Annotated in this window: 19 protein-coding genes; 1 reads left to right on the top strand and 18 read right to left on the bottom strand. The window is 63.4% G+C overall.

Annotated elements, in window-relative coordinates; translation table 11 throughout:
- Window positions 1-129 precede the first annotated feature (129 nt).
- From dnaG to ndk, 18 genes are all read right to left on the bottom strand, one after another.
- Window positions 130-2,193: a DNA primase gene (gene dnaG, locus ACO6D5_RS24290; protein WP_485826793.1), complete on the bottom strand. Its 2,064-nt coding sequence runs from the start codon at window positions 2,191-2,193 to the stop codon at window positions 130-132.
- Between the two features lie 19 nt (window positions 2,194-2,212).
- The gene (rpsU, locus tag ACO6D5_RS24285; RefSeq protein WP_006218592.1) at window positions 2,213-2,425 is read right to left on the bottom strand and encodes a 30S ribosomal protein S21; all 213 of its coding nucleotides are present in this window, start codon (window positions 2,423-2,425) and stop codon (window positions 2,213-2,215) included.
- Between the two features lie 419 nt (window positions 2,426-2,844).
- On the bottom strand, window positions 2,845-3,387 hold the full coding sequence (locus ACO6D5_RS24280) for a phosphoribosyltransferase (protein WP_006223983.1): 543 nt from the start codon (window positions 3,385-3,387) through the stop codon (window positions 2,845-2,847).
- Between the two features lie 83 nt (window positions 3,388-3,470).
- Complete coding sequence (locus ACO6D5_RS24275) at window positions 3,471-4,766, bottom strand: adenylosuccinate synthase (RefSeq protein ID WP_006223984.1); 1,296 nt, start codon at window positions 4,764-4,766, stop codon at window positions 3,471-3,473.
- A 76-nt stretch (window positions 4,767-4,842) separates the two neighbouring features.
- On the bottom strand, window positions 4,843-6,000 hold the full coding sequence (locus ACO6D5_RS24270) for an ATP phosphoribosyltransferase regulatory subunit (protein WP_485826792.1): 1,158 nt from the start codon (window positions 5,998-6,000) through the stop codon (window positions 4,843-4,845).
- 264 nt (window positions 6,001-6,264) lie between these two features.
- Window positions 6,265-7,167: a protease modulator HflC gene (gene hflC, locus ACO6D5_RS24265; protein WP_105559771.1), complete on the bottom strand. Its 903-nt coding sequence runs from the start codon at window positions 7,165-7,167 to the stop codon at window positions 6,265-6,267.
- A gap of 18 nt (window positions 7,168-7,185) precedes the next feature.
- Window positions 7,186-8,490: an FtsH protease activity modulator HflK gene (gene hflK, locus ACO6D5_RS24260; protein WP_315528407.1), complete on the bottom strand. Its 1,305-nt coding sequence runs from the start codon at window positions 8,488-8,490 to the stop codon at window positions 7,186-7,188.
- The gene (hflX, locus tag ACO6D5_RS24255; RefSeq protein ID WP_088590962.1) at window positions 8,456-9,562 is read right to left on the bottom strand and encodes a GTPase HflX; all 1,107 of its coding nucleotides are present in this window, start codon (window positions 9,560-9,562) and stop codon (window positions 8,456-8,458) included. Before hflX ends, hflK begins: the two co-directional genes overlap by 35 nt.
- A gap of 84 nt (window positions 9,563-9,646) precedes the next feature.
- A complete protein-coding gene (gene hfq, locus ACO6D5_RS24250; protein ID WP_006218585.1) occupies window positions 9,647-9,883 on the bottom strand; it encodes an RNA chaperone Hfq in 237 nt (78 codons plus the stop codon).
- A 158-nt stretch (window positions 9,884-10,041) separates the two neighbouring features.
- Entirely contained in the window at window positions 10,042-11,115 is a 1,074-nt protein-coding gene (gene hisC / locus ACO6D5_RS24245) for a histidinol-phosphate transaminase (RefSeq protein WP_315528410.1), read from the bottom strand.
- Between the two features lie 3 nt (window positions 11,116-11,118).
- The gene (gene der / locus ACO6D5_RS24240; RefSeq protein WP_006223990.1) at window positions 11,119-12,471 is read right to left on the bottom strand and encodes a ribosome biogenesis GTPase Der; all 1,353 of its coding nucleotides are present in this window, start codon (window positions 12,469-12,471) and stop codon (window positions 11,119-11,121) included.
- A gap of 25 nt (window positions 12,472-12,496) precedes the next feature.
- Entirely contained in the window at window positions 12,497-13,654 is a 1,158-nt protein-coding gene (gene bamB, locus ACO6D5_RS24235; RefSeq protein ID WP_315528412.1) for an outer membrane protein assembly factor BamB, read from the bottom strand.
- A gap of 5 nt (window positions 13,655-13,659) precedes the next feature.
- The gene (locus ACO6D5_RS24230) at window positions 13,660-14,298 is read right to left on the bottom strand and encodes a YfgM family protein (protein WP_315528414.1); all 639 of its coding nucleotides are present in this window, start codon (window positions 14,296-14,298) and stop codon (window positions 13,660-13,662) included.
- A 3-nt stretch (window positions 14,299-14,301) separates the two neighbouring features.
- On the bottom strand, window positions 14,302-15,588 hold the full coding sequence (hisS, locus tag ACO6D5_RS24225; RefSeq protein ID WP_315528517.1) for a histidine--tRNA ligase: 1,287 nt from the start codon (window positions 15,586-15,588) through the stop codon (window positions 14,302-14,304).
- 55 nt (window positions 15,589-15,643) lie between these two features.
- Entirely contained in the window at window positions 15,644-16,930 is a 1,287-nt protein-coding gene (gene ispG / locus ACO6D5_RS24220) for a flavodoxin-dependent (E)-4-hydroxy-3-methylbut-2-enyl-diphosphate synthase (RefSeq protein ID WP_485826791.1), read from the bottom strand.
- Between the two features lie 13 nt (window positions 16,931-16,943).
- On the bottom strand, window positions 16,944-17,438 hold the full coding sequence (locus tag ACO6D5_RS24215) for a helix-turn-helix domain-containing protein (protein ID WP_105559764.1): 495 nt from the start codon (window positions 17,436-17,438) through the stop codon (window positions 16,944-16,946).
- Window positions 17,435-18,589 carry a dual-specificity RNA methyltransferase RlmN gene (rlmN, locus tag ACO6D5_RS24210; RefSeq protein ID WP_006223996.1) on the bottom strand — a complete coding sequence of 385 codons (1,155 nt, stop codon included), beginning with the start codon at window positions 18,587-18,589 and terminating at the stop codon, window positions 17,435-17,437. The genes ACO6D5_RS24215 and rlmN overlap by 4 nt, the downstream gene beginning before the upstream one ends.
- Window positions 18,590-18,633: 44 nt before the next feature.
- Window positions 18,634-19,059 (bottom strand): nucleoside-diphosphate kinase, encoded by a 426-nt coding sequence (gene ndk, locus ACO6D5_RS24205; protein ID WP_054427443.1) that lies wholly within the window; start codon window positions 19,057-19,059, stop codon window positions 18,634-18,636.
- Window positions 19,060-19,464: 405 nt separating this feature from the next.
- On the opposite strand from ndk, the gene ACO6D5_RS24200 reads away from it, so the two are divergent.
- A partial coding sequence (locus ACO6D5_RS24200; RefSeq protein ID WP_315528422.1) for a valine--tRNA ligase occupies window positions 19,465-22,357 on the top strand: 2,893 nt, incomplete at its 3' end.

Here is a 22,357-nt window from a genome sequence, read left to right as displayed (position 1 = left end):
TGGGACGCCTTGCTTGGGACGCCTTGCTTCGGCCCAATCACCCTAATTGTCCTAATCACCCGCCCGCCGGGTTAATCGCGCAAAGCGCAACACCCTTTGGCAAGCGGACAACCTTTGATTTTAGCGCATTTAGCGTATCCCGGCACCTTTCAGCGTCGCCATGCGGCTTGAGAGCTCCAGATAACGCTTGCGCGCGTCATCCGTGGACAACCCTGCAGCCGCCAGCTTGGCCATTTCCAGCTTGGCCGAGTCGAATTCGATACGCCGCAAGGCATCATCCCACTCGGTCTGCGGGTCGGGGAGGTCTTCCTGCGACAGGATATCCGCCCGCAAGCCCTTCAATACCGTGGCCAGGTCCGAATCAGGCTCGGCCGCTTCCAGCAACGCGCCCACATGGCGCGCGCCGCTGGATTGCGCCAGCATGATCAAGTCCCTTACCAATCCTAGATGGGGGCCATGGTCGATGACTTCAAGCTGCTGGTCGCCCATGGAGTCCACCAATTCAGGATGCGCGAGCAACAAGCCGAGCAAGCGCTTGGCCAACGACGGCATGGTGCGGCGGCCTTCAAAGCCCCCGACGTCGTTATCACGACGCCCTTTCCAGTTGCCTTTGCCGGGTTTCCAGTCGCCCTTGCTTTTCCAGTCGCTCTTGCCTTTCCATTCCTGCTTGCCGCCGGCGCGCTGACCGCCGCCGCCGCCGCCCGTGAATTCCCCCCCGCCCTGCGACGGGAAGTGGCCGTAGTCGGCATAGTCCGGCTCTTCGGCAGGAATATCGTGAAAATCATGCCCGGCGAAGTCATAGCCCATATCCGGGTGGCCGCCTTCATGATCCGGCCCGGCTGCCCCAGCCGACTCGCCTGCCGCCGGCTTCGCCGCCGCTGCGGGCGCGAACGGCTTGGCGGGCTGCTGCGCCAGGATCTGGGCCATTTCTTCAGGGGTCAGCTGCACCAGCTTGGCCATTTCCCGCTCGATCTGCACACGCAGAGCACACTCGGGAATCGACGCCAGCAGCGGCTTGGCCTCATGCAGGCAACTGGCTCGCCCTTCCGCTTCGTTCATGTTGTGCCGCGATGCCAGCTCGTCCAGCAGGAAGCGCGACAGCGCCACCGCATCGGCCAGACACGCGCGGAAGGCTTCAGCGCCCAATTCACGCACGTACGAGTCCGGGTCATGCTCTGTCGGCAGGAACAGGAATCGAATGGCGATATCGTCCCGCAACACGGGCAGGCAGGCCTGCAACGCCCGCCAGGCGGCGCGCCGGCCGGCCCCATCGCCATCGAAGCTGAAGATCACCTTGTCGCTCGTGCGCAGCAGCTTCTTCACGTGGTCGGGCGTCGTGGCCGTACCCAGCGTGGCCACCGCGTTGGCGATGCCTTGCTGCGCCAGGCCGACGACGTCCATGTAGCCCTCGACCACGATCACCTGCCCTTCCTGGCGGATGGACTGGCGCGCCTCCCACAACCCATAGAGCTCATGGCCCTTTGAGAACAGGGGCGTTTCGGGTGAATTCAGGTACTTGGGCTCGCCTTTGCCAATGATGCGTCCGCCGAAGCCAATGAGGCTGCCCCGCACATTGCGGATCGGAAACATGACGCGCTCACGGAAACGGTCGTAGCGACGGCCGTCTTCGGACTCGATGACCAGCCCGGACTCCACCAGCGTGGGGTCGTCGTAATTGGGGAAAACTTGCGACAGGCCGTGGCGGTCGGTACCCGACCACCCCAAACCGAAATGCGCCGCGATTTCGCCGGTCAGGCCGCGCTGCTTCAGATAGCGGATCGCCGCGGGCGACGCGCGCAACTGCTTCAGGTAATGCGCCTGAGCGGCATCCAGCACCTGCGTATGACGGGATTCCTCGGCTTTGCGGCGCGCGGATTCCTGCTGCTGGCGTGGACTGCGATTTTCTTCGGGGACCGTCATTCCCGCCGAAGCCGCGAGCGTGCGCACGGCTTCGGGGAAACTGGTGCCCGTGTGTTCCATCAGGAAAGTGATGGCGCTGCCGTGCGCTCCACAACCGAAGCAGTGGTAGAACTGCTTGGTGGGGCTGACAGTGAACGACGGACTTTTTTCGTTATGAAAGGGGCACAGGCCAAGCAAGTTGGCCCCACCCTTTCGCAACTGCACGTATCGCCCGACTACGTCGACAACGTCGACTCGGGCGAGTAGATCCTGGATGAATGATTCTGGAATCAATAGATTCGGGAATCAAAAATCAATACAGGCGCGGGGGCAGTTGTTGGCTACGGATGCGCTTGTAGTGGCGCTTCACAGCGGCGGCGTGCTTGCGCTTGCGCTCTGCCGTGGGCTTCTCATAGAACTCGCGCGAACGCAGCTCGGTGAGCAAACCGGTCTTTTCGATGGTGCGCTTGAAGCGGCGCAGAGCGGCTTCAAACGGTTCGTTTTCCTTCAGTCGAACGATAGGCATAAAGTGATTGGCCTGCTTGTAGGGTAACAAAAGTTGATGACAAACCTGGCTTGCTTACCAGCAACGCTGCCTAGGATCCAGGTCCGCGAAAACATCCCCTCGCGCCATAGACATGCACTGGTACACCAGGCACGCAACCACAACACAAAGGAAAGTACCGCGGAAACGAGGAACCTTGGAGCGCAACCCGGGACTAGGACACATGCGCAGCGCACTGCAGATGCTGCACGCGGCCTTGCCTTCCATTTCCCGGATTTCCGCTGGCTGTTTCCGTTACCCAAAGACTACCCAAAGAGTAACAAGCCAAGTTCGGTTTAGCGATAACCAGCGATTCTAGCATGGTCACGACCATTTTGACTACTAGGAGGGACACTTGGCACCCAGAGGCCGCCAGCATCCCTCCCCGAGCCGTTCCGGGTTCAGCTCTTGGAACCCTTGCGGATCCAGGCTTCAAGCTGGTGCGGACGCAGGCTGTCGTAATCTTCGAACGGCTGATGGATCCAGGGGTTCGTCGGCAGCTTTTCGACATAGTAGTCGGGCGTCGCCTGGGAATGCCCCTTCCACCACAGCACGGCGCTGCGCAGTTCGGTAATGTCCGCGAACTGGCTCTTCAGGTGGTCATAGACCTTGCTGAACGTCTTGCCGGTATCGACCATGTCGTCCACCAGCAACACCCGCCCGGACAAGGTGCCGCGCGTAATGGTGATGAACTGGGCGATATCCATGTCGCCTTGCTTCGTGCCGGCCGCTTCGCGGTAGCTGCTCGTAGCCAGGATACCCAGCGGCACATCGAAAATACGGGACATTACGTCACCGACGCGCATACCGCCGCGCGCCAGACAAAGAATCTTGTCGAACTTCCATCCCGATTGATGCACCTGCAAGGTAAGGCGTTCGATCAAGCGGTTGTAATCGTCCCACGTCACCCACAGATGGCTGTCATCATTGGTCGGCGTGCTCATAGGCAAGCATCTCCTGCTTAAAGATACGAAAAGGCCGCCGCCGGTATGAGACCGGCGGCGGCCTTTGGAATATTAACCCGATGTCAGCCCTTCAGGGGGTGACGCAGGACAATGGTTTCATTGCGATCAGGGCCGGTCGACACGAGGTCGATCGGCACGCCGCAGACTTCGGCAACGCGCTCGAGGTAGCGACGGGCCGCTTCGGGCAGCTTGTCGTACTCGGTGATGCCGACGGTGGATTCCGACCAGCCCGGCAGCTCTTCGAGCACCGGCTGCGCCTGGGCGACCGCGTGGGCGCCGTAAGGCAACACGTCGCGGAATTCGCCGTTGACACGGTAGCCGACACCCAACTGGATGGTTTCCAGACCGTCCAGCACGTCCAGCTTGGTGATGCACAGGCCGGAAATGCCGTTCAGGCGGACCGAGCGCTTCAGCGCGGCGCCATCGAACCAGCCGCAACGACGCGGACGGCCGGTGACCGAACCGAATTCCTTGCCGATGGTCGCCAGGCGGGTACCGATCTCGTCGACCAGTTCGGTCGGGAACGGGCCCGAGCCGACGCGCGTCGTGTAGGCCTTGGTGATGCCCAGGACGTAATCCAACTGCTGCGGGCCCACACCCGCGCCAGCCGACGCCGCGCCAGCGACGCAATTGCTGCTGGTGACGAAGGGGTAGGTGCCGTGGTCCACATCCAGCAACGCGCCTTGCGCGCCCTCGAACAGAATGCGCTTGCCTTCCTGCTGCATGGCATACAGGTTGCTGGACACGTCCTTGACCATCGGAGCGATGGCGGGAGCCAGCGCCATGGCCTGATCACGCACTTCGTCGGCGGAAACCGCTTCGGCGCCCAGGTACTTGGTCAGCACGAAGTTGTGGTAATCCAGCACTTCGGCGAGCTTCTCGTCGAACAGCGAAGGATTGAACAGGTCCTGCACGCGCAATGCGCGGCGGGCAACCTTGTCCTCGTACGCCGGGCCGATGCCACGACCGGTCGTGCCGATCTTGCCTTCGCCCTTGCGCGCTTCGCGCGCCTTGTCGATGGCCACGTGGTACGGCAGGATCAGCGGGCAGATTTCGGAAATCTGCAGGCGCGAGCGCACGTCCAGGCCAGCAGCCTCCAGCTCTTCGATTTCCTTGAGCAGGGCTTCCGGAGACAGCACGACGCCGTTGCCGATAAAGCAGGTGACGCCGGGATGCATGATGCCGGACGGGATCAGGCGAAGAATCGTCTTCTTGCCATTGATCCACAGCGTATGGCCGGCATTGTGACCGCCCTGGAAGCGGACCACGCCTTGGACGGATTCCGCCAGCCAATCGACGATCTTGCCTTTGCCCTCGTCACCCCATTGAGTGCCGATTACGACTACGTTCTTGCTCATGTTACGAATCAATATCGAGTTTCTCGGGAAATCCGGAAATCTCCCCGCGGCCCTCTTGTTGCCAAGAGGGAGTTAGTCACAGCGTTCTGACCGTCCAGGCGCCATCCTGCAGCGCCAGCTCGCGATCGCAAACGAATTCGTCCTGATCCTGCTCGTGACCGGGCAATACCTGAACGACAATCTCCCCTGACCGGCGCAGGCGGCGAACCGCCTCGGTCAGGGCGGGGGCCTGCCCCCAAGGCGCGCGAACTGCACGCGCCCGTTCCGCTGGCGGCAGACCTGCCGCCAGTTTGCGTAAATCCAAACTGAAACCGGTAGCTGGACGGGCCCGGCCAAATGCCCGGCTGACGTCGTCATAGCGGCCACCGCTGACCAGTGCGTCGTGCCAGCCTTCCGCATACAGCGCGAACTTCACGCCGGAGTGGTAGCCATAGCCTCCCACATCGGCCAAGTCGACACTGAACGCGACATTCGGCATCGCATCCACCACCACCTGCAAGGCATCCAGCGCCACCGCGACACCCGGCAACAGGGGCAGATCGCGACGCGCCGCCTTCAGCACTTCCGCGCCGCCATACAGATTCGGCAGCAACTGCAGCGCCTTCAGCGTTTCATCCCGCATGCCCGGCGCGCGCTGGGCCAGCTCACCCAGGCCTGGCACGTCTTTCTCGCGCAGCAAGCGGATGATTTCCTGCGATACCGCCACGGCCGCCGGATCCGACTCCAGGATGGCGCGAACCACGCCCGAATGGCACAAGTCCAGACGGGGGTTGCGCACTCCAGCGATCGCCACCGTTTCCAGCACGAGCTGGATGATCTCCAGGTCGGCTTCAAAACCGGCATGGCCGTAGATCTCGGCACCGATCTGCAACAGCTCGCGGCTGGACAGCAGGTCCGCCGGACGGGCGTGCAACACGTTGCCGCAATAGCACAGGCGGGTCACGCCGGCGCGGTTCAACAAGTGCGCATCAATGCGCGTGACCTGAGGAGTCATGTCCGCCCGCACGCCCAGCGTGCGGCCGGTCAGCTGGTCGACCAGCTTGCACGTGCGCAGATCCAGATCGCTACCGGTGCCGGACAGCAATGAATCAATGTATTCGACCAGGGGCGGCGCGACCAGCTCGAAGCCGTAAGTACGGTACAAATCGAGAAGTTCGCGGCGCAGTTCCTCGATGCGCCGGGCCTCTGCCGGAAGTACGTCGGCAAGGCTCTCGGGCAGCAACCAGTTACCCATGAATGTTTACCTGATGAACGCCAAGTGATGCGTGGGCGTCGCCCAAACGAAAAAGCGGCTGAGGGGGCGTAAGCCCGCTCAGCCGCTGCGGAATGTTTTCTAGCTTACGCGGTATTGTACATGAGTCAGCGGGCAGCGCCAGCCGGGATGACGGGTGGACGGCGCTGTCCCCAATTGCCGACAAACCCGGAACCGCCGCCCTTCGCGCCAGTAAAAAGCCCCTTGGATTTCCAAGGGGCTTTTCGTTCCGCTACGCGCGCCGGGTTACTTGGCCGGTACGGTGACCGGTGCCAGCGCTGCGCCAGCCGGGTCCTTCATGAACTGGAAGAAGCTGGAGCTGGGGTCGACCACCAGCACGTCGCCCGGCTTCGAGAACGAAGCACGGTAGGCTTCCAGGCTCTTGTAGTACGTGTAGAACTGCGGATTCTTGCCGTAGGCCTGCGCGTAGATCGATGCCGCGGCGGCATCGCCCTCACCCATGATGCCCTGGGCCTTGGCATACGCCTGGGCCACAATGACTTCACGTTGGCGGTCGGCCTCGGCGCGGATCTTCTCGCCTTCGGCGGCGCCGATGGAACGCAGCTCGTTGGCGACGCGCGTACGCTCCGCTTCCATGCGGCGATACACCGATTCCGAAATTTCCGGCGCGAATTCGATACGGCGCAGACGAACGTCGACGATCTGCACGCCCAGAGGCTCGGCGCGCTTGGCCACGTTGGTCAGGATCTCGGCCATAATCTTGTCGCGTTCGGTCGAGACCACGTCACGCACCGTGCGCACGTTGACCGAAGCGTTGAGTGCGTCGCGGATGAGCGCTTGCAGGCGCTCTTGCGCCACGCGCTCGTTGCCGCCCGTCGACACGTAGTATTGGCGGGGATCCGCAATACGCCACTTGACGTAGGAATCGATCAGCAGGTTCTTCTTTTCGGAAGTCTGGATGCGTTCGGCTTCGTTGGTTTCGATGGTCAGAACGCGCTTGTCGAGCGTGACGACGTTCTGGAACGGCGGCGGGGCCTTGAAATACAGGCCGGGTTCACTGATGGTCTTGCGCACTTCACCCAGCGAGAACACCAGGGCGTAGTCGCGCTCGCGCACGACGAAGACGCAGGAAGACAGGGCGGCCAGCACGATGAGCAGGCCGACCAGGATGGGCATAAAACGTTGCATGATCAGAACTCCTCCGGGTTAGCGCGACGTACGGTCGCGGGGCAGCGTGTTGCTATTGCTGCTGCCGGAAGACTGGGGCACCGGAACCGCGCCGCTACGCAACGGCGGTTGGACCGGCGGACTGATCAACGCAGGCGAACCCGGGTTGCCGACACTGGACTTGCTGCCGTCTTGAGCGGCCAGATGCATGATCTTGTCCAAGGGCAGGTACAACATGTTGTTGTTGCTCTTGGTGTCGACCATGACCTTGCTGGCGCGCGTGAAGATGTCCTGCATGCTTTCCAGATACATGCGCTGGCGCATGACCTGCGGCGCCTTCTCGTATTCACCGAGAATGCTGGTGAAGCGCGAAGTATTACCTTGGGCGTCGCCAACGACCTTGGCCTTGTAGCCTTCGGCCTGCTCGGTCATGCGCGAAGCCTGGCCACTGGCCAGCGGCACGACCTGATTGGCGTAAGCCTGGCCTTCGTTGATCTGGCGCTCGCGGTCCTGGCCTGCCTTGACGGCGTCGTCGAAGGCGGCTTGCACCTGCTCGGGCGGCTGCACGTTCTGGATGGCGACCGTGCTGACCTGGACGCCGCTCTGGTAGCGGTCAAGGATTTGCTGCATCAGCGCCTGCACTTGCGTGGCAACCGTCGTACGGCCTTCGTACAGCACGAAGTCCATCGACTGCTTGCCCACGACTTCGCGCATGGCCGTTTCAGAGGCCTGGCGGACGGATTCGTCCGGGTCGCGCGTCATGAAGAGGTAGTCCGGCGCGCCGTCGGCGCGCAGGCGATACTGAACGACGAACTGCATATCGACGATGTTCTCGTCCGTCGTGAGCATCAGCGCTTCAGGCAGCACCTTGTTGCGCGAACCGCCGCGGAAACCGACTTCGAACGTGCGCAACTGCGACACGTTGACGATTTCCTGGCTTTGAATGGGATACGGCAGGCGCCATTGGAAACCGGCCTGCGACGTGCTCTTGTACTTGCCGAACTGGGTCACAACCGCGACCTGGCCTTCTTGCACGATGTAGAAGCCGCTTGCCGCCCAGATGCCCACGGCCACCAGGGCGATGACGCCCAGGCCGATGCGCGCGCCACGCGGCGAAGGCGGCGTCATGCCGCCACGGTTGCCGGGGCGGTTGTTACCACCGCCACCGCCCTTGCGACCGAACAGGGATCCGATGCGATTATTGAAATCGCGCCAGACCTCGTCCAGGTCGGGAGGGCCGTCTCCATTGCCTTGAGGCCGCTTCGGCGGCGGCTCGGAGCCATTGTTGTTCCCACGACCCCAACCGGGGTCATTCAGATTGAAGAGTTTGATAATTCGCGGCATTGTTTCCCACAATCTGTCCGGTCTCCGCAATTGCCCCGCGCAACGCATCCAGACCGGCGCGCTCGGTGGCGCTTACAAATACTCGCGCAATCGTACCATGTGCATCGCGCTCCACCCGGGGTTCCAATCCAGCCCGGTCAATCTTGTTGTATACCAGAATGGTCGGAACGGCGGAGGCGCCGATTTCGGCGAGGACCTTGTTGACTTCAAAAATCTGTTCATCGCGCTGCGGACTGGCCGCATCGACCACGTGCAGCAACAGATCCGCGTGCACCGTCTCTTCCAGCGTCGCCCGAAACGCGGCGATCAGGTCATGAGGCAGGTCGCGAATGAATCCGACCGTGTCGGATATCACAACGTTCCCCGCGCCCTCGATCCATATGCGGCGCGTTGTCGTGTCCAGGGTGGCGAATAGCTGGTCGGCGGCGTAGGTGTCCGCGCGCGTCAGCGCGTTGAACAACGTGGACTTGCCGGCGTTGGTGTAACCCACGAGCGACACCGACAGCGCGCCACCTCGCGCCCGCGCGCGACGCTGGGTCACACGCTGGCGTTCAACGCGATCCAGCCGCTCGCGCAGCGTCTTGACCTTGGCGCCGATCATGCGGCGGTCCATTTCAAGCTGGGATTCGCCGGGGCCGCGCATCCCGATACCGCCGCGCTGACGTTCCAAGTGGCTCCACATGCGCGTCAGGCGCGTGGACAGATGCTGCAACTGCGCGAGTTCGACCTGCAGCTTGCCTTCGTGGCTCTTGGCACGCAGCGCGAAGATGTCCAGGATGAGCGCGACGCGGTCCACCACGCGCAAGTTGAAGACGCGCTCCAGGTTGCGTTGTTGGGCGGGCGACAAGGGCTGATCGAACAAGACGATGTCGGCGAGCAGGGCCTGCGACATCGCGACGCCCTCGTCCGCCTTGCCGGAACCGATGAAGAACTTGGCGTCGGGCCGGTCGCGCCGGGCGGTCAAGGTGCCGACGACTTCCGCGCCCGCGCCCTTGGCCAGCATGGCAAATTCCTCGGCATGGGCCGTGAAGTCTGGATCGCCCAGATCCACGCTGATAATCAGAGCGCGCATACATGCACCATATTGGAGCCAAAGCGAAAATGCCCGCCGACGTCATCCGTCTGGCGGGCAAAAAAAGGTACAGCTGGAGCGAGATTACTCAGCAGGGACTTCCACCTGGAAATTCACGGCGCGGGCGGGAACGACGGTGGAAATGGCATGCTTGTAGACCATTTGCGTAACCGTATTGCGCAACAGCACCACGTACTGGTCAAAAGATTCGATTTGCCCTTGAAGCTTGATACCGTTCACCAAGTAAATCGACACGGGCACATGATCCTTGCGCAGCGTGTTCAGGAACGGATCTTGCAGAGTTTGCCCTTTATTGCTCATTGGCCAGGCTCCATTTGTTTGTTATTGAGTGATGATGTGCTTTTTTGTACTGGTGGAGCACACCGAAATACGTACTCTACAGGGTTTTCCCGGCCCGTGCTACTTGGCCGGGAGGCAAAAGTGACACCAGAGTTTTCAAGCTGAAAAGCCCCTGACCATCACGCTTGCAGGACCTCCGCGAGCCCCTTCAGAAGCAGGTCTACCTGCTCGTCCGTGCCCACGGTAATGCGGAGAAACTGATCGATGCGCGCATGACGGAAATGGCGCACGATGATGCTGCGCTCGCGCAAGGCGGCGGCCAGACCCGAAGCGTCTTTGGAGGGGTGCCGCGCGAACACGAAATTCGCAGCCGACGGCAGCACTTCAAAGCCCAGCGACTCCAGGCCCGCCGTCATCCGCGACCGGGTTTCGATCACGGCTTGGCGAGTCTTCTCAAAGTACTCTGTATCTTCCAATGCCGCCACTGCGCCGGCCGATGCCAGGCGGTCAATGGGGTAGGAGTTGAAACTGTTCTTTACGCGGTCCAGCCCGTCGATGAGTTCGGCGCTGCCCACGGCAAAGCCTACGCGCAGCCCGGCGAGCGACCGCGACTTGGACAAGGTCTGCACGACCAGCAGGTTGTCGTAGCGCGCGACCAGGCCCACGGCCGATTCACCACCGAAATCCACATAGGCTTCGTCGACCACGACGACGGCGTCGGGATTGCCCGCGACGATGCGCTCGACCTCGGCCAGGCTGAGTGCGCGGCCCGTAGGGGCATTGGGGTTCGGGAAAATGATGGCGCCGGCCTGCCCGCGGGCGCTGGGCAGGTAGTCTTCCACGTCGATGCGGAAATCCGCCGTCAGCGGCACGGTTTCGTATTCGATGCCGTACAGGCCGCAGTAGACCGGGTAGAAGCTGTAGGTGATGTCCGGAAAGCGCAGCGGACGTTCATGCTTGAGCAGCGCCAGGAACACGTGCGCCAGCACCTCGTCGGAGCCGTTGCCCACGAACACCTGGCCCGCCTGCACCCCCATCGTCGCCGCGATCGTCTGGCGAAGGCGGTCGGACGACGGATCCGGGTACAGCTTGAGCGTGTCGTCGCAGGCGGCGCGAATGGCATCGAGCACCTTGGGCGATGGCCCGTAAGGATGCTCGTTGGTATTCAGCTTGATCAGGTTCTGAAGCTTGGGCTGCTCGCCCGGAACATACGGACTGAGCGTCCCGACCACGGGACTCCAGAAACGGCTCATGGATCAGCTTTCCTGCGCGTAGGGGTTGTGCGAAGACTTGAATTCGATGCGCAAAGGCGTACCGGCCAGATCGAACGCATTGCGGAAACGCGTTTCCAGATAGCGGCGATACGAATCCGGGATGGCATCCAGCGCATTGCCGTGGATGACCACCAGCGGCGGGTTCTGACCGCCCTGGTGCGCATAGCGCATCTTGGGACGGAAGATGCCCTTGCGGGGCGGCTGCTGCTGCTCGATGGCGGCCTGCAGTTCACGCGTCAGCTTGGGCGTGGACAGCTTGGCGAACGCCGCGGCATGCGCCGAATTGATGGACTTCAAGAGCGGCTTGATGCCCTGCCCGCGCAATGCCGAAATGGTGTGCATGCGCGCGAACGACAGGAACCGCAGCTTGCGCTGGAATTCGCGTTCGATGCGTTCCTTTTCCTCGCCGTCCAGGCCATCCCACTTGTTGATGGCCACCACGACGGCGCGGCCGGTTTCCAGCACGAAACCCGCGATGTGGGCATCCTGCTCGGAAATCTCGGTGTGCGCATCCAGCATCAGCAGCACGACGTTGCTGGCCTCGATGGCCTGCAGCGTCTTGATGACGGAGAATTTTTCAACGGCCTCGAACACCTTGCCGCGCTTGCGCAAGCCGGCCGTGTCGATCAGCGTGTAGCGACGGCCGTCGCGGTCGAAATCGATCTCGATGGCGTCGCGCGTCGTGCCCGGCAAGTCGAACGCGATCACGCGTTCTTCGCCCATCAAAGTATTGATGAGCGTCGATTTGCCGACGTTCGGACGGCCCACGATCGCCAGCTTGATGCGGTGGTCGTGATCGCCTTCTTCGAAGACTTCTTCTTCGACAGGCGGCTCGGCCAGGTCTTTCAGCGCCAGTTCGATCAGATCGACGATGCCGTCGCCGTGCGCCGCCGAAATCGGATAGGGTTGGCCCAAGCCCAGCTCGTGGAACTCGGAGATGGCCGGGCCCAGACCCATGCCTTCCGCCTTGTTCACCGCCAACAGCACGCGCTGCTGGCCGGACTTGCGCAGCAACTGCGCGATTTCGTGGTCGTGCGCATTGATGCCGGCGCGGGCGTCCACCAGGAACACCACCACGTCCGCCTCGGCGATGGCCTGCCGGGTCTGGCGGGCCATTTCCAGCAGGATGCCGTCTTTGGCGACGGGCTCGAAACCGCCGGTATCGATAGCGATGAACGGGATCTCGCCTACCCTGCCCTCACCGTAATGGCGATCGCGGGTCAGGCCGGAAAAATCGGCCACCAACGCGGCGCGCGATCGCGTCAGGCGGTTGAAAAGGGTCGACTTCCCCACATTGGGGCGACCGACCAGGGCAACGACAGGCTTGAAAGACACGGTGTAAGGCTTTGTTCTATAGGTTTTAGTTGGCGCCGATCATGACGAGATTGCCATTGCCCGTCTGGACCAGCACACCTTGGGGGGTGGTTTGCGGCGGCGAAACGACGGCGCCTCCACCCACGGACAGCCGTGCCATCAGGCTGCCATCACTACGCGACAGGAAGTGCACATAGCCTTCCAGGTCGCCAACTGCAAGCGCACCGCCCAGCATAGCCGGTGCCGTCACTTGGCGGTTCTTCAGCGCCGCCTGCTTCCAGAGATTGCCGCCATTATCCAGCGCAAACGCGCTGACGACGCTGTTCTGGTCCGCCGCAAAGGCGAAACGGTCGTCCAGCGACACGCCGCTGACGCTGGAGAAATCCTTGGCCCACAACGGGCGGCCGCCCGCCGTGACGTCAAAGCAGACGATACGCCCTTGGTAGGCAACCGCGCAAAGGAGATTTCCCGCGATGCGCGGCGCGCCGACGACGTCGGTCAGGCGTTCGAGGTCGCTGGCGCCCTTCGGCGTCGCCACCGTGCCTTCCCACTGCACGTTGCCGCTGTCGGAGGCGATCGCCATCAGCTTGCCGCCCGGCAGGCCGGTGATGACCAGGCCTTCTGCCAATACCATCTGCGACACGCTGCGCAATGCCAGCGAGGGGCCGGGGCGCTGCACGTTCCAGACGCGCTCGCCGCTGTTGGCGTCGAACGCCTGGATGCGATAGTCGCCGCTGCGGACCACCACGATGCCATAACCCACCACCGGGGGGATCGTGACGTCGCTGGTGGCGCGGACCTTCCACTTCACCTTGCCGTTGTCGTCGAAGGCGATCACGTCGCCGTCGGGGGAAGCGACCGCAGTGGTGGTGCCGTCGCTGCCGGCGCCTGCCGACAGCTTGCCGTCGGTCTTGGCCTTCCACAGGGGACGGCCGCTTTGCAGGTCGAACTTGCCTACCGAGCCGTCCGGCGTGGCGGCGTAGACGGCGCTGCCCAGGACCGTGGGCGCGAAGCCCAGGCCGGAACCGCTGCCGATCGACGTCGACCAGACCTGGTGGACAGACATGCCGGCCTTGTACTCGGTCAGCGGCGCGGGATCGTAACGGCCGTCATCGTGCGAAAACAAGCCGCATCCGCCCAGTGCAAGCAAGCTTGCCAGGCAAACGGCGCCACGCCACGTACGACCAGGTGCAAATTTACGCATTACAGTCACGCTCCGCTCAAGGCATCCAATTTCAGTTGCACAACCTGGGTCATCGGATTCGCCGTGCCCAGGCCATCAATGGCGCTTTGCCATGCCGCGCGCGCTTCCTCGCGCTTGCCCTGCGCGGCGAGGATATCGCCGCGGCGGTCCGCGAACAAGGCGGCGAAGGCGGCCGGCGGATTGTTCAGTTGCGCAAGCGCGGGGTCATATTGCTTCTGATCCAGCAGCATGCCGGCCAGGCGCAGGCGCGCCACGGCTTGCATGGCCGGGTTCTTGCCTTGCGCGGCCAGCCATTCCAGCTGTTCACGGGCACCGGCCTCATCCTTCTGGGCCTGCAGGGCCTGCGCCGCAACCAGCGCGCCGCGGGCGGCGTAGCCGGTAGCCGGGTATTGGTCACGCAGCGTGGCGGCGGCGGTCTTGATGCGCACCGAGGAATCGGCGCCGCCCAGGCGGGCCGCGTCTTCCAGCGCTTCGAAGTAGCCCATGGCCTGATTGGCGCGGTGCGATTCGTAGGCCTTCCAGCCCCACCAACCGCCCCAGGACAGCGCAACGACGGCAAACAGCGTGACGACCAGCGTCCCGTAACGGGCCCACCACGCCTTGATTGCGTCCAGTTTTTCCTGTTCTTCGAGATCGTATGCCATGCCTTAACCCTTGTTGTTCAGTACCGCAGCCAGATCCTTCAGCGGGACCTGCTGCTGCGCCGCGTCGCCCTGGGCGTCCGCACGCAAATATTTGACGCTGGCGGTCTGCGACGCGACTTCATCGGCGCCAAGAATAACCGCAACTTTGGCGCCGCTGGCATCCGCGCGCTTGAATTGGGATTTGAAGCCAGCCGAACCGGCATGCACGACCACCGACAGGCCGGCGTCGCGCAGGTCTTCGCCGACCCGGGCGGCCAGGCGCTGGGCCTCTTCGCCCTGGTGCACGACATAGACCTCGCATTCCGCCGGGGCGTCCAGCTGCACGCTCTGTTCCCAGAGGTCCAGCAGGCGCTCCATGCCGATCGCGAAACCGACCGCGGGCGCATGCTTGCCGCCCAGCAGTTCGACCAGGCCGTCGTAGCGGCCGCCGCCGCAGACCGTGCCCTGGGAGCCCAGGCGGTCGGTAACCCACTCGAAAACGGTCAGGTTGTAGTAGTCAAGGCCGCGCACCAGGCGCGGGTTCAGGCTGTATTCGATGCCGGCGTCCGTCAGGCGCTGGCACACGCCGTCGAAGTGCGCGCGGGATTCTTCGCCGAGGAAATCGAACAGGCGCGGAGCGCTGTTGGCCATTTCCTGCATGGCGGGGTTCTTAGTATCCAACACGCGCAGCGGGTTGGTGTACAGGCGGCGCTGGCCGTCTTCGTCCAAGATGTCGCGGTGCTTTTCCAGGTGCTCGATCAAGGCGGCGCGGTGCGCGGCGCGCTCGGCGGGCTGGCCCAGGGAGTTCAGCTCCAGGCGCACATCCTTCAGCCCCAGCAGCTTCCACAGACGGGCCAGCATGACGATCAGTTCAGCGTCCACGTCGGGGCCGGCAAAGCCCAGGGCTTCGACGTCGATCTGGTGGAACTGGCGGTAGCGGCCGCGCTGCGGGCGTTCGTGGCGGAACACGGGGCCGATCGAGTAGACGCGTTGCGGGCGGTCGTAGAGCATGTTGTGCTCGATCGAGGCGCGCACGATGCCGGCCGTCATCTCGGGGCGCATCGTCAACGATTCGCCGTTCAATGCGTCGGTAAAGGTGTACATCTCTTTTTCGACGATGTCGGTCACTTCGCCGATGCCGCGCGTGAACAGGCGCGTATGCTCAAGCACGGGCGTACGCACGTTGCGATAGCCATAGCCGCGCAGCCAGCCGCGCACGATTTCCTCGAACTGTTCCCAGCGGGCGCTCGGCCCGGGCAACACGTCATTCATGCCGCGTATGGCGGCCACTTTCTGGAAAGCTTGAGTCATCTTGATCATGCCGCATCACGCGCCTGCCGGCGCGCCCGCGGCTACACCCTTTCTTTTAATGAGAGGCGAGCGCGCCGTAACGGCGCGCCACGTAGTCTTCGACGATGGCCTGGAACTCTTCGGCGATATGGTCGCCTTTGAGCGTGACCGTGCGTTCCCCGTCCACGAATACCGGCGCCGCGGGCACTTCGCCCGTTCCCGGCAGACTGATTCCGATATCGGCATGGCGGCTTTCGCCCGGCCCATTGACCACACAGCCCATGACCGCGACGTTCATGCTTTCGACGCCCGGATACTGCGCCTTCCAGACCGGCATCTGACGGCGCAGATAGGACTGGATGCTATCGGCAAGTTCCTGGAAGAACGTGCTGCTGGTGCGGCCGCAACCTGGGCACGCCACGACCATCGGCGTGAACGCGCGCAGGCCCATCGTCTGCAGGATTTCCTGCGCCACGACGGCTTCGCGGCTGCGGTCGCCGCCGGGTTCCGGCGTGAGCGAAATACGGATGGTGTCGCCGATGCCCTGCTGCAGCAGCACGGCCAGCGCGGCGGTGGAGGCCACGATGCCTTTGCTGCCCATGCCGGCTTCGGTCAATCCCAGGTGCAGGGGGTAGTCGCAACGGGCGGACAGGTCGCGGTAGACGGCGATCAGGTCCTGGACGTGGCTGACCTTGCACGACAGGATGATGGCGTCGCGCCGCAGGCCGAGCTCTTCGGCGCGCTGCGCGTTGGTGATGGCCGACACGACCAGCGCGTCGCGCATCACGGCCTGGGCCTCCCAGGGCTGCGCGCGGCGGCTGTTTTCGTCCATCTTGCGCGCCATCAATTCGTGGTCCAGGCTGCCCCAGTTCACGCCGATGCGCACGGGCTTGTCGTAGCGGCAGGCCACTTCGATCATCTGGGCGAAATTGTCGTCGCGCCGCTTGCCGCCGCCCATGTTGCCGGGGTTGATCCGGTACTTGGACAGCGCCTGCGCACATTCGGGAAACTGCGTCAGCAGCTTGTGGCCGTTGTAGTGAAAATCGCCCACCAGCGGCACGTTCACGCCCATGCGGTCGAGCTGCTCGCGGATGGCGACCACCTCTCGGGCCGCCTCGGGCGTATTCACCGTGATCCGCACCAGTTCAGAGCCGGCCAACGCCAGCTCTTTGACCTGGATCGCCGTGGCGATGGCGTCCGCAGTGTCGGTGTTGGTCATGGACTGCACCACGACGGGGGCGTCGCCGCCCACCATCACGATGCGATCGCCCCACTTCACCGCCACCGAACGCGTGGCGCGGCGCAGCGCGGCCCCCACGGAGGGAGGCGGCGCATCCTGGCAAGGCAAAGAAGAATCTTGCATCGGTGGAACCGGGTTACTTGGTCGGCTTCTGCAGCCAGTCGAACGGCAGCCATTGCTGCGGCAACCAGCCCTGCCAGAAGGCATACGCCACGCCGGCGGCCAGCACCAGCACAATGGCGATGAGCCATCCCCAGGAGGTCGAGGACGAACGGTCGTCATCGGCGCTGGACTGAGGGATGGAATGCGCCGAATGCAGGGCACCCGGGCTCAGCTTCACCGGACCGGTGACGCGGGCCTTGGGGTCCAGCGAATCGACGATGGCCTGCGAATCCGCGCCTAGCAGGCGCGCGTAATTGCGGACCAGGCCGCGCAGGGAAACGCCCGTGGGCAGGTCCGCCCACGCTTCGTTTTCAAGGGCTTCGATCTGCTTCGTGGAAAACTTGATGCGGCTGGACACTTCATCGAGCGACCAGCCTTTGGACTGGCGCAGCGCGCGCAATGCCGAGCCCACGTTGCCCGCAGCGCTTGCGGGCGTTTCAGAAACTGCAGAAGCGAAATCCTGCGTCATGCATGCACCTGTTTAATTGGTATGGTCTGGCGCTGTGCGGCGTTGCGCTCGGTAATCCGAGTGCGGTCCCGCACTTCTCCGGCCAGTTGACCACAAGCTGCATCGATATCGTCGCCCCGGGTCTTGCGCACGGTCGTGATGATGCCCGCGTCCATCAGGCGCTGCGCGAACACCTTGACGCGCGCAGAGTTGGAACGTTTCAGGCCCGACTCGGGGAAGGGGTTGAACGGAATCAGATTGAGCTTGCAGCGCAGCTGGCGTGCAATTTGGATCAGTTCCTTGGCGTGCTGGTCGGTGTCGTTGATGCCGTCCAGCATGCAATATTCAAACGTGATGAAGTCGCGCGGGGCGAACGCCAGATAGCGTTCGCAAGCCGCCAGCAGCTCCTTCAACGGGTACTTCTTGTTCAGCGGCACCAGCTCGTCGCGCAGCGCATCGTTGGGCGCATGCAGCGAGACGGCCAGCGCCACCGGACAGTCCTGCGACAGGCGGTCCATCATGGGGACGACGCCCGACGTGGACACCGTGACGCGGCGGCGCGACAAGCCATAGGCGTTGTCGTCCAGCATCAGTCGCAGCGCCGGCAGGACCTGGTCGTAGTTGAGCAGCGGTTCGCCCATGCCCATCATGACCACGTTGCTGATGACGCGCGTATCTTCGGTGGCTTTGGCGCTTTCCAGGCGGGCGGTGCCGATGTCGGCTTCCAGCACGCGCTTGGCCCACCACAGCTGGCCGATGATTTCGCTGGTTTTCAGGTTGCGGTTGAAGCCCTGATGCCCGGTCGAGCAAAAACGGCAGTTCACCACGCAGCCGGCCTGGCTGGAAATGCAGAGGGTGCCGCGATCGTCTTCGGGGATGAAGACGGTTTCGATGGCATTGCCCTGGCCCACATCGAACAGCCACTTGCGCGTGCCGTCGGTCGAGCGCTGCTCGATATTGACGGGCAAGGCCTCGATGCGGCAGTGCGATGCGAGCTGGCCGCGGAATTCGCGGGCCAGATCGGTCATGGCGTCGAACGAATCGGCGCCACGCTGGTGCATCCAGCGTTGCAGCTGACGGGCGCGAAAAGGCTTGCCGCCCCACTGCCCGACAAGTTCGGACAGGGCGGAGCCATCCAGCCCCAGCAAATTGATTCGTTCGACGGATTCCATGACCTGGGTAACGCTAAAAATCTAAAACGATGCTTTCGCGAAAATCAACGGCTGTGGATGTTGATTTCGGGGAAGAAGAAAGCGATTTCGACAGCAGCCGTTTCCGGAGCGTCGGAGCCGTGGACGGCGTTGGCGTCGATGCTGTCGGCGAAATCGGCGCGGATGGTGCCGGGAGCGGCCTTCTTCGGGTCCGTGGCGCCCATCAGGTCGCGGTTCTTCAGGATGGCTTCTTCACCTTCCAGCACTTGCACGAAGACCGGGCCCGAGATCATGAAATCGACCAGGTCCTTGAAGAAGGGGCGTTCCGAGTGCACGGCGTAGAAACGCTCGGCGTCGGCGCGCGACAGTTGGGCCAGGCGGGCGGCGATGACCTTCAGGCCGGCTTGCTCGAAGCGGCCGACGATCTGGCCGATGACGTTCTTGGCGACGGCGTCGGGCTTGATGATCGAGAGGGTGCGTTGGATGGACATAAGAACTCCGAAAGCTGATTTCTGACTGGTTTCTGATGAATTGCCTGGCGTGGCTCTGCACTTGTCGGTGTCACCCTTGAAGTGTCATCGCGCGATTGGCGCACAGGCGGTCCGGGTTGTTTGAACAGTTCTGTTGAACGCTCCGGGCCGTCCTGAACCACATGGCCAAGGCAGGGATTCGACACTGCCGACCGATCGGACGCGCCCTCAATTCTGCTTCGGATTTCTGAAACGCGCACTTTTCCGTGTGCATTTCCGAAGGAATCCTTAATGAATTCAGGGACTTCTAAAAGGTTTACAGTAACCCGGTATTCTAACACGCTGAGAAGACCGCATTACATCTTAAAATGAGCGGTTTGCTGCCCGTATCCCTACCCCGGGCGCCCTGTTTGCCGGAACCCTGTAATGACTCAAGCCGCTCCCCCGAACGCCGCGAATCCCGCGAGCGACACCCCGGAACTCTCCAAGAGCTTCGAACCTTCCGAACTGGAATCCCGCTGGTACGCCGAGTGGGACAAGCGCGGGTACTTCACGGCGGGCCAGCACGTAAAAACGGGGACGGAAAGCCAGCCCTATGTCATCCAGTTCCCGCCGCCCAACGTGACGGGCACGCTCCACATGGGCCACGCGTTCAACCAGACCATCATGGACGGGCTGGTGCGCTACCGCCGCATGGCGGGCGACGACACCGTGTTCATTCCCGGCACCGACCACGCCGGCATCGCCACCCAGATCGTTGTTGAAAGACAGCTGGACGCCCAGAAGGTTTCGCGCCACGACCTCGGCCGCGAAAAATTCGTGGAAAAAGTCTGGGAATGGAAGGAAAAGTCGGGCAACGCCATCACCGAGCAGGTGCGCCGCCTGGGCGCCTCGGCCGACTGGCCCCGCGAATACTTCACCATGGACGACCGCATGTCGCGCGGCGTCGTGGAAACCTTCGTGCGCCTGCATAAACAGGGACTGATCTACCGCGGCAAGCGCCTGGTCAACTGGGACCCGAAGCTGCTGACCGCCGTGTCCGACCTGGAAGTCCAGTCCGAAGAGACCGATGGCCACATGTGGCACATCCTCTACCCCTTCGTCGACGGACCGCAGACCATTGTCGACAAGGACGGCCAGACCGTCACGCTGCGCGGCATGACAATCGCCACGACCCGCCCGGAAACGATGCTGGCTGACGGCGCCCTGTGCGTGCATCCCGACGATCCGCGCTACCAGCACCTGATCGGCAAGGAAGTCGAACTGCCGCTGTGCGACCGCAACATCCCCATCATCGCCGACGATTTCGTCGATCCCGAGTTCGGCACGGGTTGCGTCAAAATCACCGGCGCGCACGATTTCAACGATTACGCCTGCGCGATGCGCCATGATCTGCCGCTGATCGTGATCTTCACGCTGGACGCGCACATCAACGAAAACGGCCCCAAGCAGTTCCAGGGCCTGGAGCGCTACGAGGCCCGCAAGGCGGTCGTCGCCCAACTGGATGCCGAAGGCTATCTGGTCAAGATCGAACCGCACAAGATGATGCAGCCCAAGGGCGACCGCACCGGCGTCGTGCTGGAGCCCATGCTGACGGACCAGTGGTTCGTGGCCATGAGCAAGCCGGCCCCGGAAGGCACGCTGAACCCGGGCAAGAGCATCACCGAAGTGGCGCTGGAAGTCGTGGCCGACGGCCGCATCAAGTTCTACCCGGACAACTGGACCACCATCTACAACCAGTGGCTGAACAACATCCAGGACTGGTGCATTTCGCGTCAGCTGTGGTGGGGCCACCAGATCCCGGCCTGGTACTCGGAAGACGGCCAGGTCTTCGTGGCGCACGACGAAGCCGGCGCCATCGAGCAGGCGCGCGCCGCCGGCGTGACGGGCGAGCTCAAGCGCGACCCGGACGTACTGGACACCTGGTTCTCGTCGGGCCTCGTGCCCTTCACGACGCTGGGCTGGCCGGAAAACACGCCGGACCTGCAACGCTACCTGCCCTCCAGCGTGCTGGTCACGGGCTTTGACATCATCTTCTTCTGGGTCGCCCGCATGGTCATGCTGACCACGCACCTGACCGGCCAGATCCCGTTCAAGCACGTCTACGTGCACGGCCTGATCCGCGATGCTGACGGCCAGAAGATGAGCAAGTCCAAGGGCAACACGCTGGACCCGGTCGACCTGATCGACGGCATCGACCTGGACGGCCTGGTCGCCAAGCGCACCTACGGCCTGATGAACCCCAAGCAGGCCGGCGCCATCGAAAAGGCGACGCGCCGCCAGTATCCGGACGGCATCCCCGCCTTCGGCACCGACGCGCTGCGCTTCACGATGGCGGCCTACGCCACGCTGGGCCGCAACATCAACTTCGACCTGAAGCGTTGCGAGGGCTACCGCAACTTCTGCAACAAGCTGTGGAACGCCACCCGCTTTGTGCTGATGAATACCGAAGGCCATGACCTGACGGGCACGGACGCAGGCGAAACCTCGTTCGTCGACCGCTGGATCGTCAGCCAGATGCAGACGCTGGAAGCCGAGGTGGCGCGCGGCTTTGCCGACTACCGCTTCGACAACATCGCCAACGCGCTGTACCGCTTTGTCTGGGACGAATATTGCGACTGGTACCTGGAACTGGCCAAGGTGCAGATCCAGACCGGCACGCCCGCCCAGCAACTGGGTACGCGCCGCACGCTGATCCGCGTGCTGGAATGCGTGCTGCGCCTGGCCCACCCGATCATCCCGTTCATCACGGAGGAACTCTGGCAGAAGGTGTCGGTGGTGGCCGGCAAGCGCAAGGAAGGCGTGGCCGACAGCGTCAGCGTCCAGCCGTATCCGCAAGCCAACCCGGCCGCGGTGGATGCGGCCGCCGAGGCCGACGTGGCCGAGCTCAAGGCGCAGGTGGAAGCCGTGCGCGCCCTGCGCGGCGAAATGAACCTGTCGCCGGCCCAGAAGGTGCCGCTGTGCGCCCAGGGCGACGCGCCCACGCTCACGCGCAACGCGCCGTACCTGGCCGCGCTGGCCAAGCTGAGCCAAGTCGATGTGCTGGACGTCCTGCCGGACGCCGGCGCGCCGGTCCAGGTCGTCGGCGCCAGCCGCCTGATGCTGCACGTCGAGATCGACGTGGCCGCCGAGCGCATCCGCCTGGACAAGGAGATTGCTCGCCTGGAAGGGGAAATCGCCAAGGCCAACGGCAAGCTGTCGAACGCCAGCTTCGTCGAACGCGCCCCGGCGGCGGTCGTCGAACAGGAAAAGGCGCGCATGGCGCAGTTCGGTGAAACCCTGCAGAAGGTGCGTGAACAACGCGCCAAGCTGGGCGACT

Source organism: Achromobacter sp. (assembly GCF_057314935.1).
The sequence above is the reverse complement of the archived record's forward strand: the minus strand, read 5'-3'. Positions and strand labels throughout refer to the sequence as shown.

Excerpts from the sequence above, each read along its gene's own strand:
- rpsU (WP_006218592.1), bottom strand. The coding sequence starts at position 2,425 with ATGCCTATCGTTCGACTGAAGGAAAACGAACCGTTTGAAGCCGCTCTG.
- ACO6D5_RS24280 (WP_006223983.1), bottom strand. The coding sequence starts at position 3,387 with ATGAGCACGCCGACCAATGATGACAGCCATCTGTGGGTGACGTGGGAC.
- ACO6D5_RS24275 (WP_006223984.1), bottom strand. The coding sequence starts at position 4,766 with ATGAGCAAGAACGTAGTCGTAATCGGCACTCAATGGGGTGACGAGGGC.
- ACO6D5_RS24270 (WP_485826792.1), bottom strand. The coding sequence starts at position 6,000 with ATGGGTAACTGGTTGCTGCCCGAGAGCCTTGCCGACGTACTTCCGGCA.
- hflC (WP_105559771.1), bottom strand. The coding sequence starts at position 7,167 with ATGCAACGTTTTATGCCCATCCTGGTCGGCCTGCTCATCGTGCTGGCC.
- hflK (WP_315528407.1), bottom strand. The coding sequence starts at position 8,490 with ATGCCGCGAATTATCAAACTCTTCAATCTGAATGACCCCGGTTGGGGT.
- hflX (WP_088590962.1), bottom strand. The coding sequence starts at position 9,562 with ATGCGCGCTCTGATTATCAGCGTGGATCTGGGCGATCCAGACTTCACG.
- hfq (WP_006218585.1), bottom strand. The coding sequence starts at position 9,883 with ATGAGCAATAAAGGGCAAACTCTGCAAGATCCGTTCCTGAACACGCTG.
- hisC (WP_315528410.1), bottom strand. The coding sequence starts at position 11,115 with ATGAGCCGTTTCTGGAGTCCCGTGGTCGGGACGCTCAGTCCGTATGTT.
- bamB (WP_315528412.1), bottom strand. The coding sequence starts at position 13,654 with ATGCGTAAATTTGCACCTGGTCGTACGTGGCGTGGCGCCGTTTGCCTG.
- ACO6D5_RS24230 (WP_315528414.1), bottom strand. The coding sequence starts at position 14,298 with ATGGCATACGATCTCGAAGAACAGGAAAAACTGGACGCAATCAAGGCG.
- hisS (WP_315528517.1), bottom strand. The coding sequence starts at position 15,588 with ATGACTCAAGCTTTCCAGAAAGTGGCCGCCATACGCGGCATGAATGAC.
- ispG (WP_485826791.1), bottom strand. The coding sequence starts at position 16,930 with ATGCAAGATTCTTCTTTGCCTTGCCAGGATGCGCCGCCTCCCTCCGTG.
- ACO6D5_RS24215 (WP_105559764.1), bottom strand. The coding sequence starts at position 17,438 with ATGACGCAGGATTTCGCTTCTGCAGTTTCTGAAACGCCCGCAAGCGCT.
- rlmN (WP_006223996.1), bottom strand. The coding sequence starts at position 18,589 with ATGGAATCCGTCGAACGAATCAATTTGCTGGGGCTGGATGGCTCCGCC.
- ndk (WP_054427443.1), bottom strand. The coding sequence starts at position 19,059 with ATGTCCATCCAACGCACCCTCTCGATCATCAAGCCCGACGCCGTCGCC.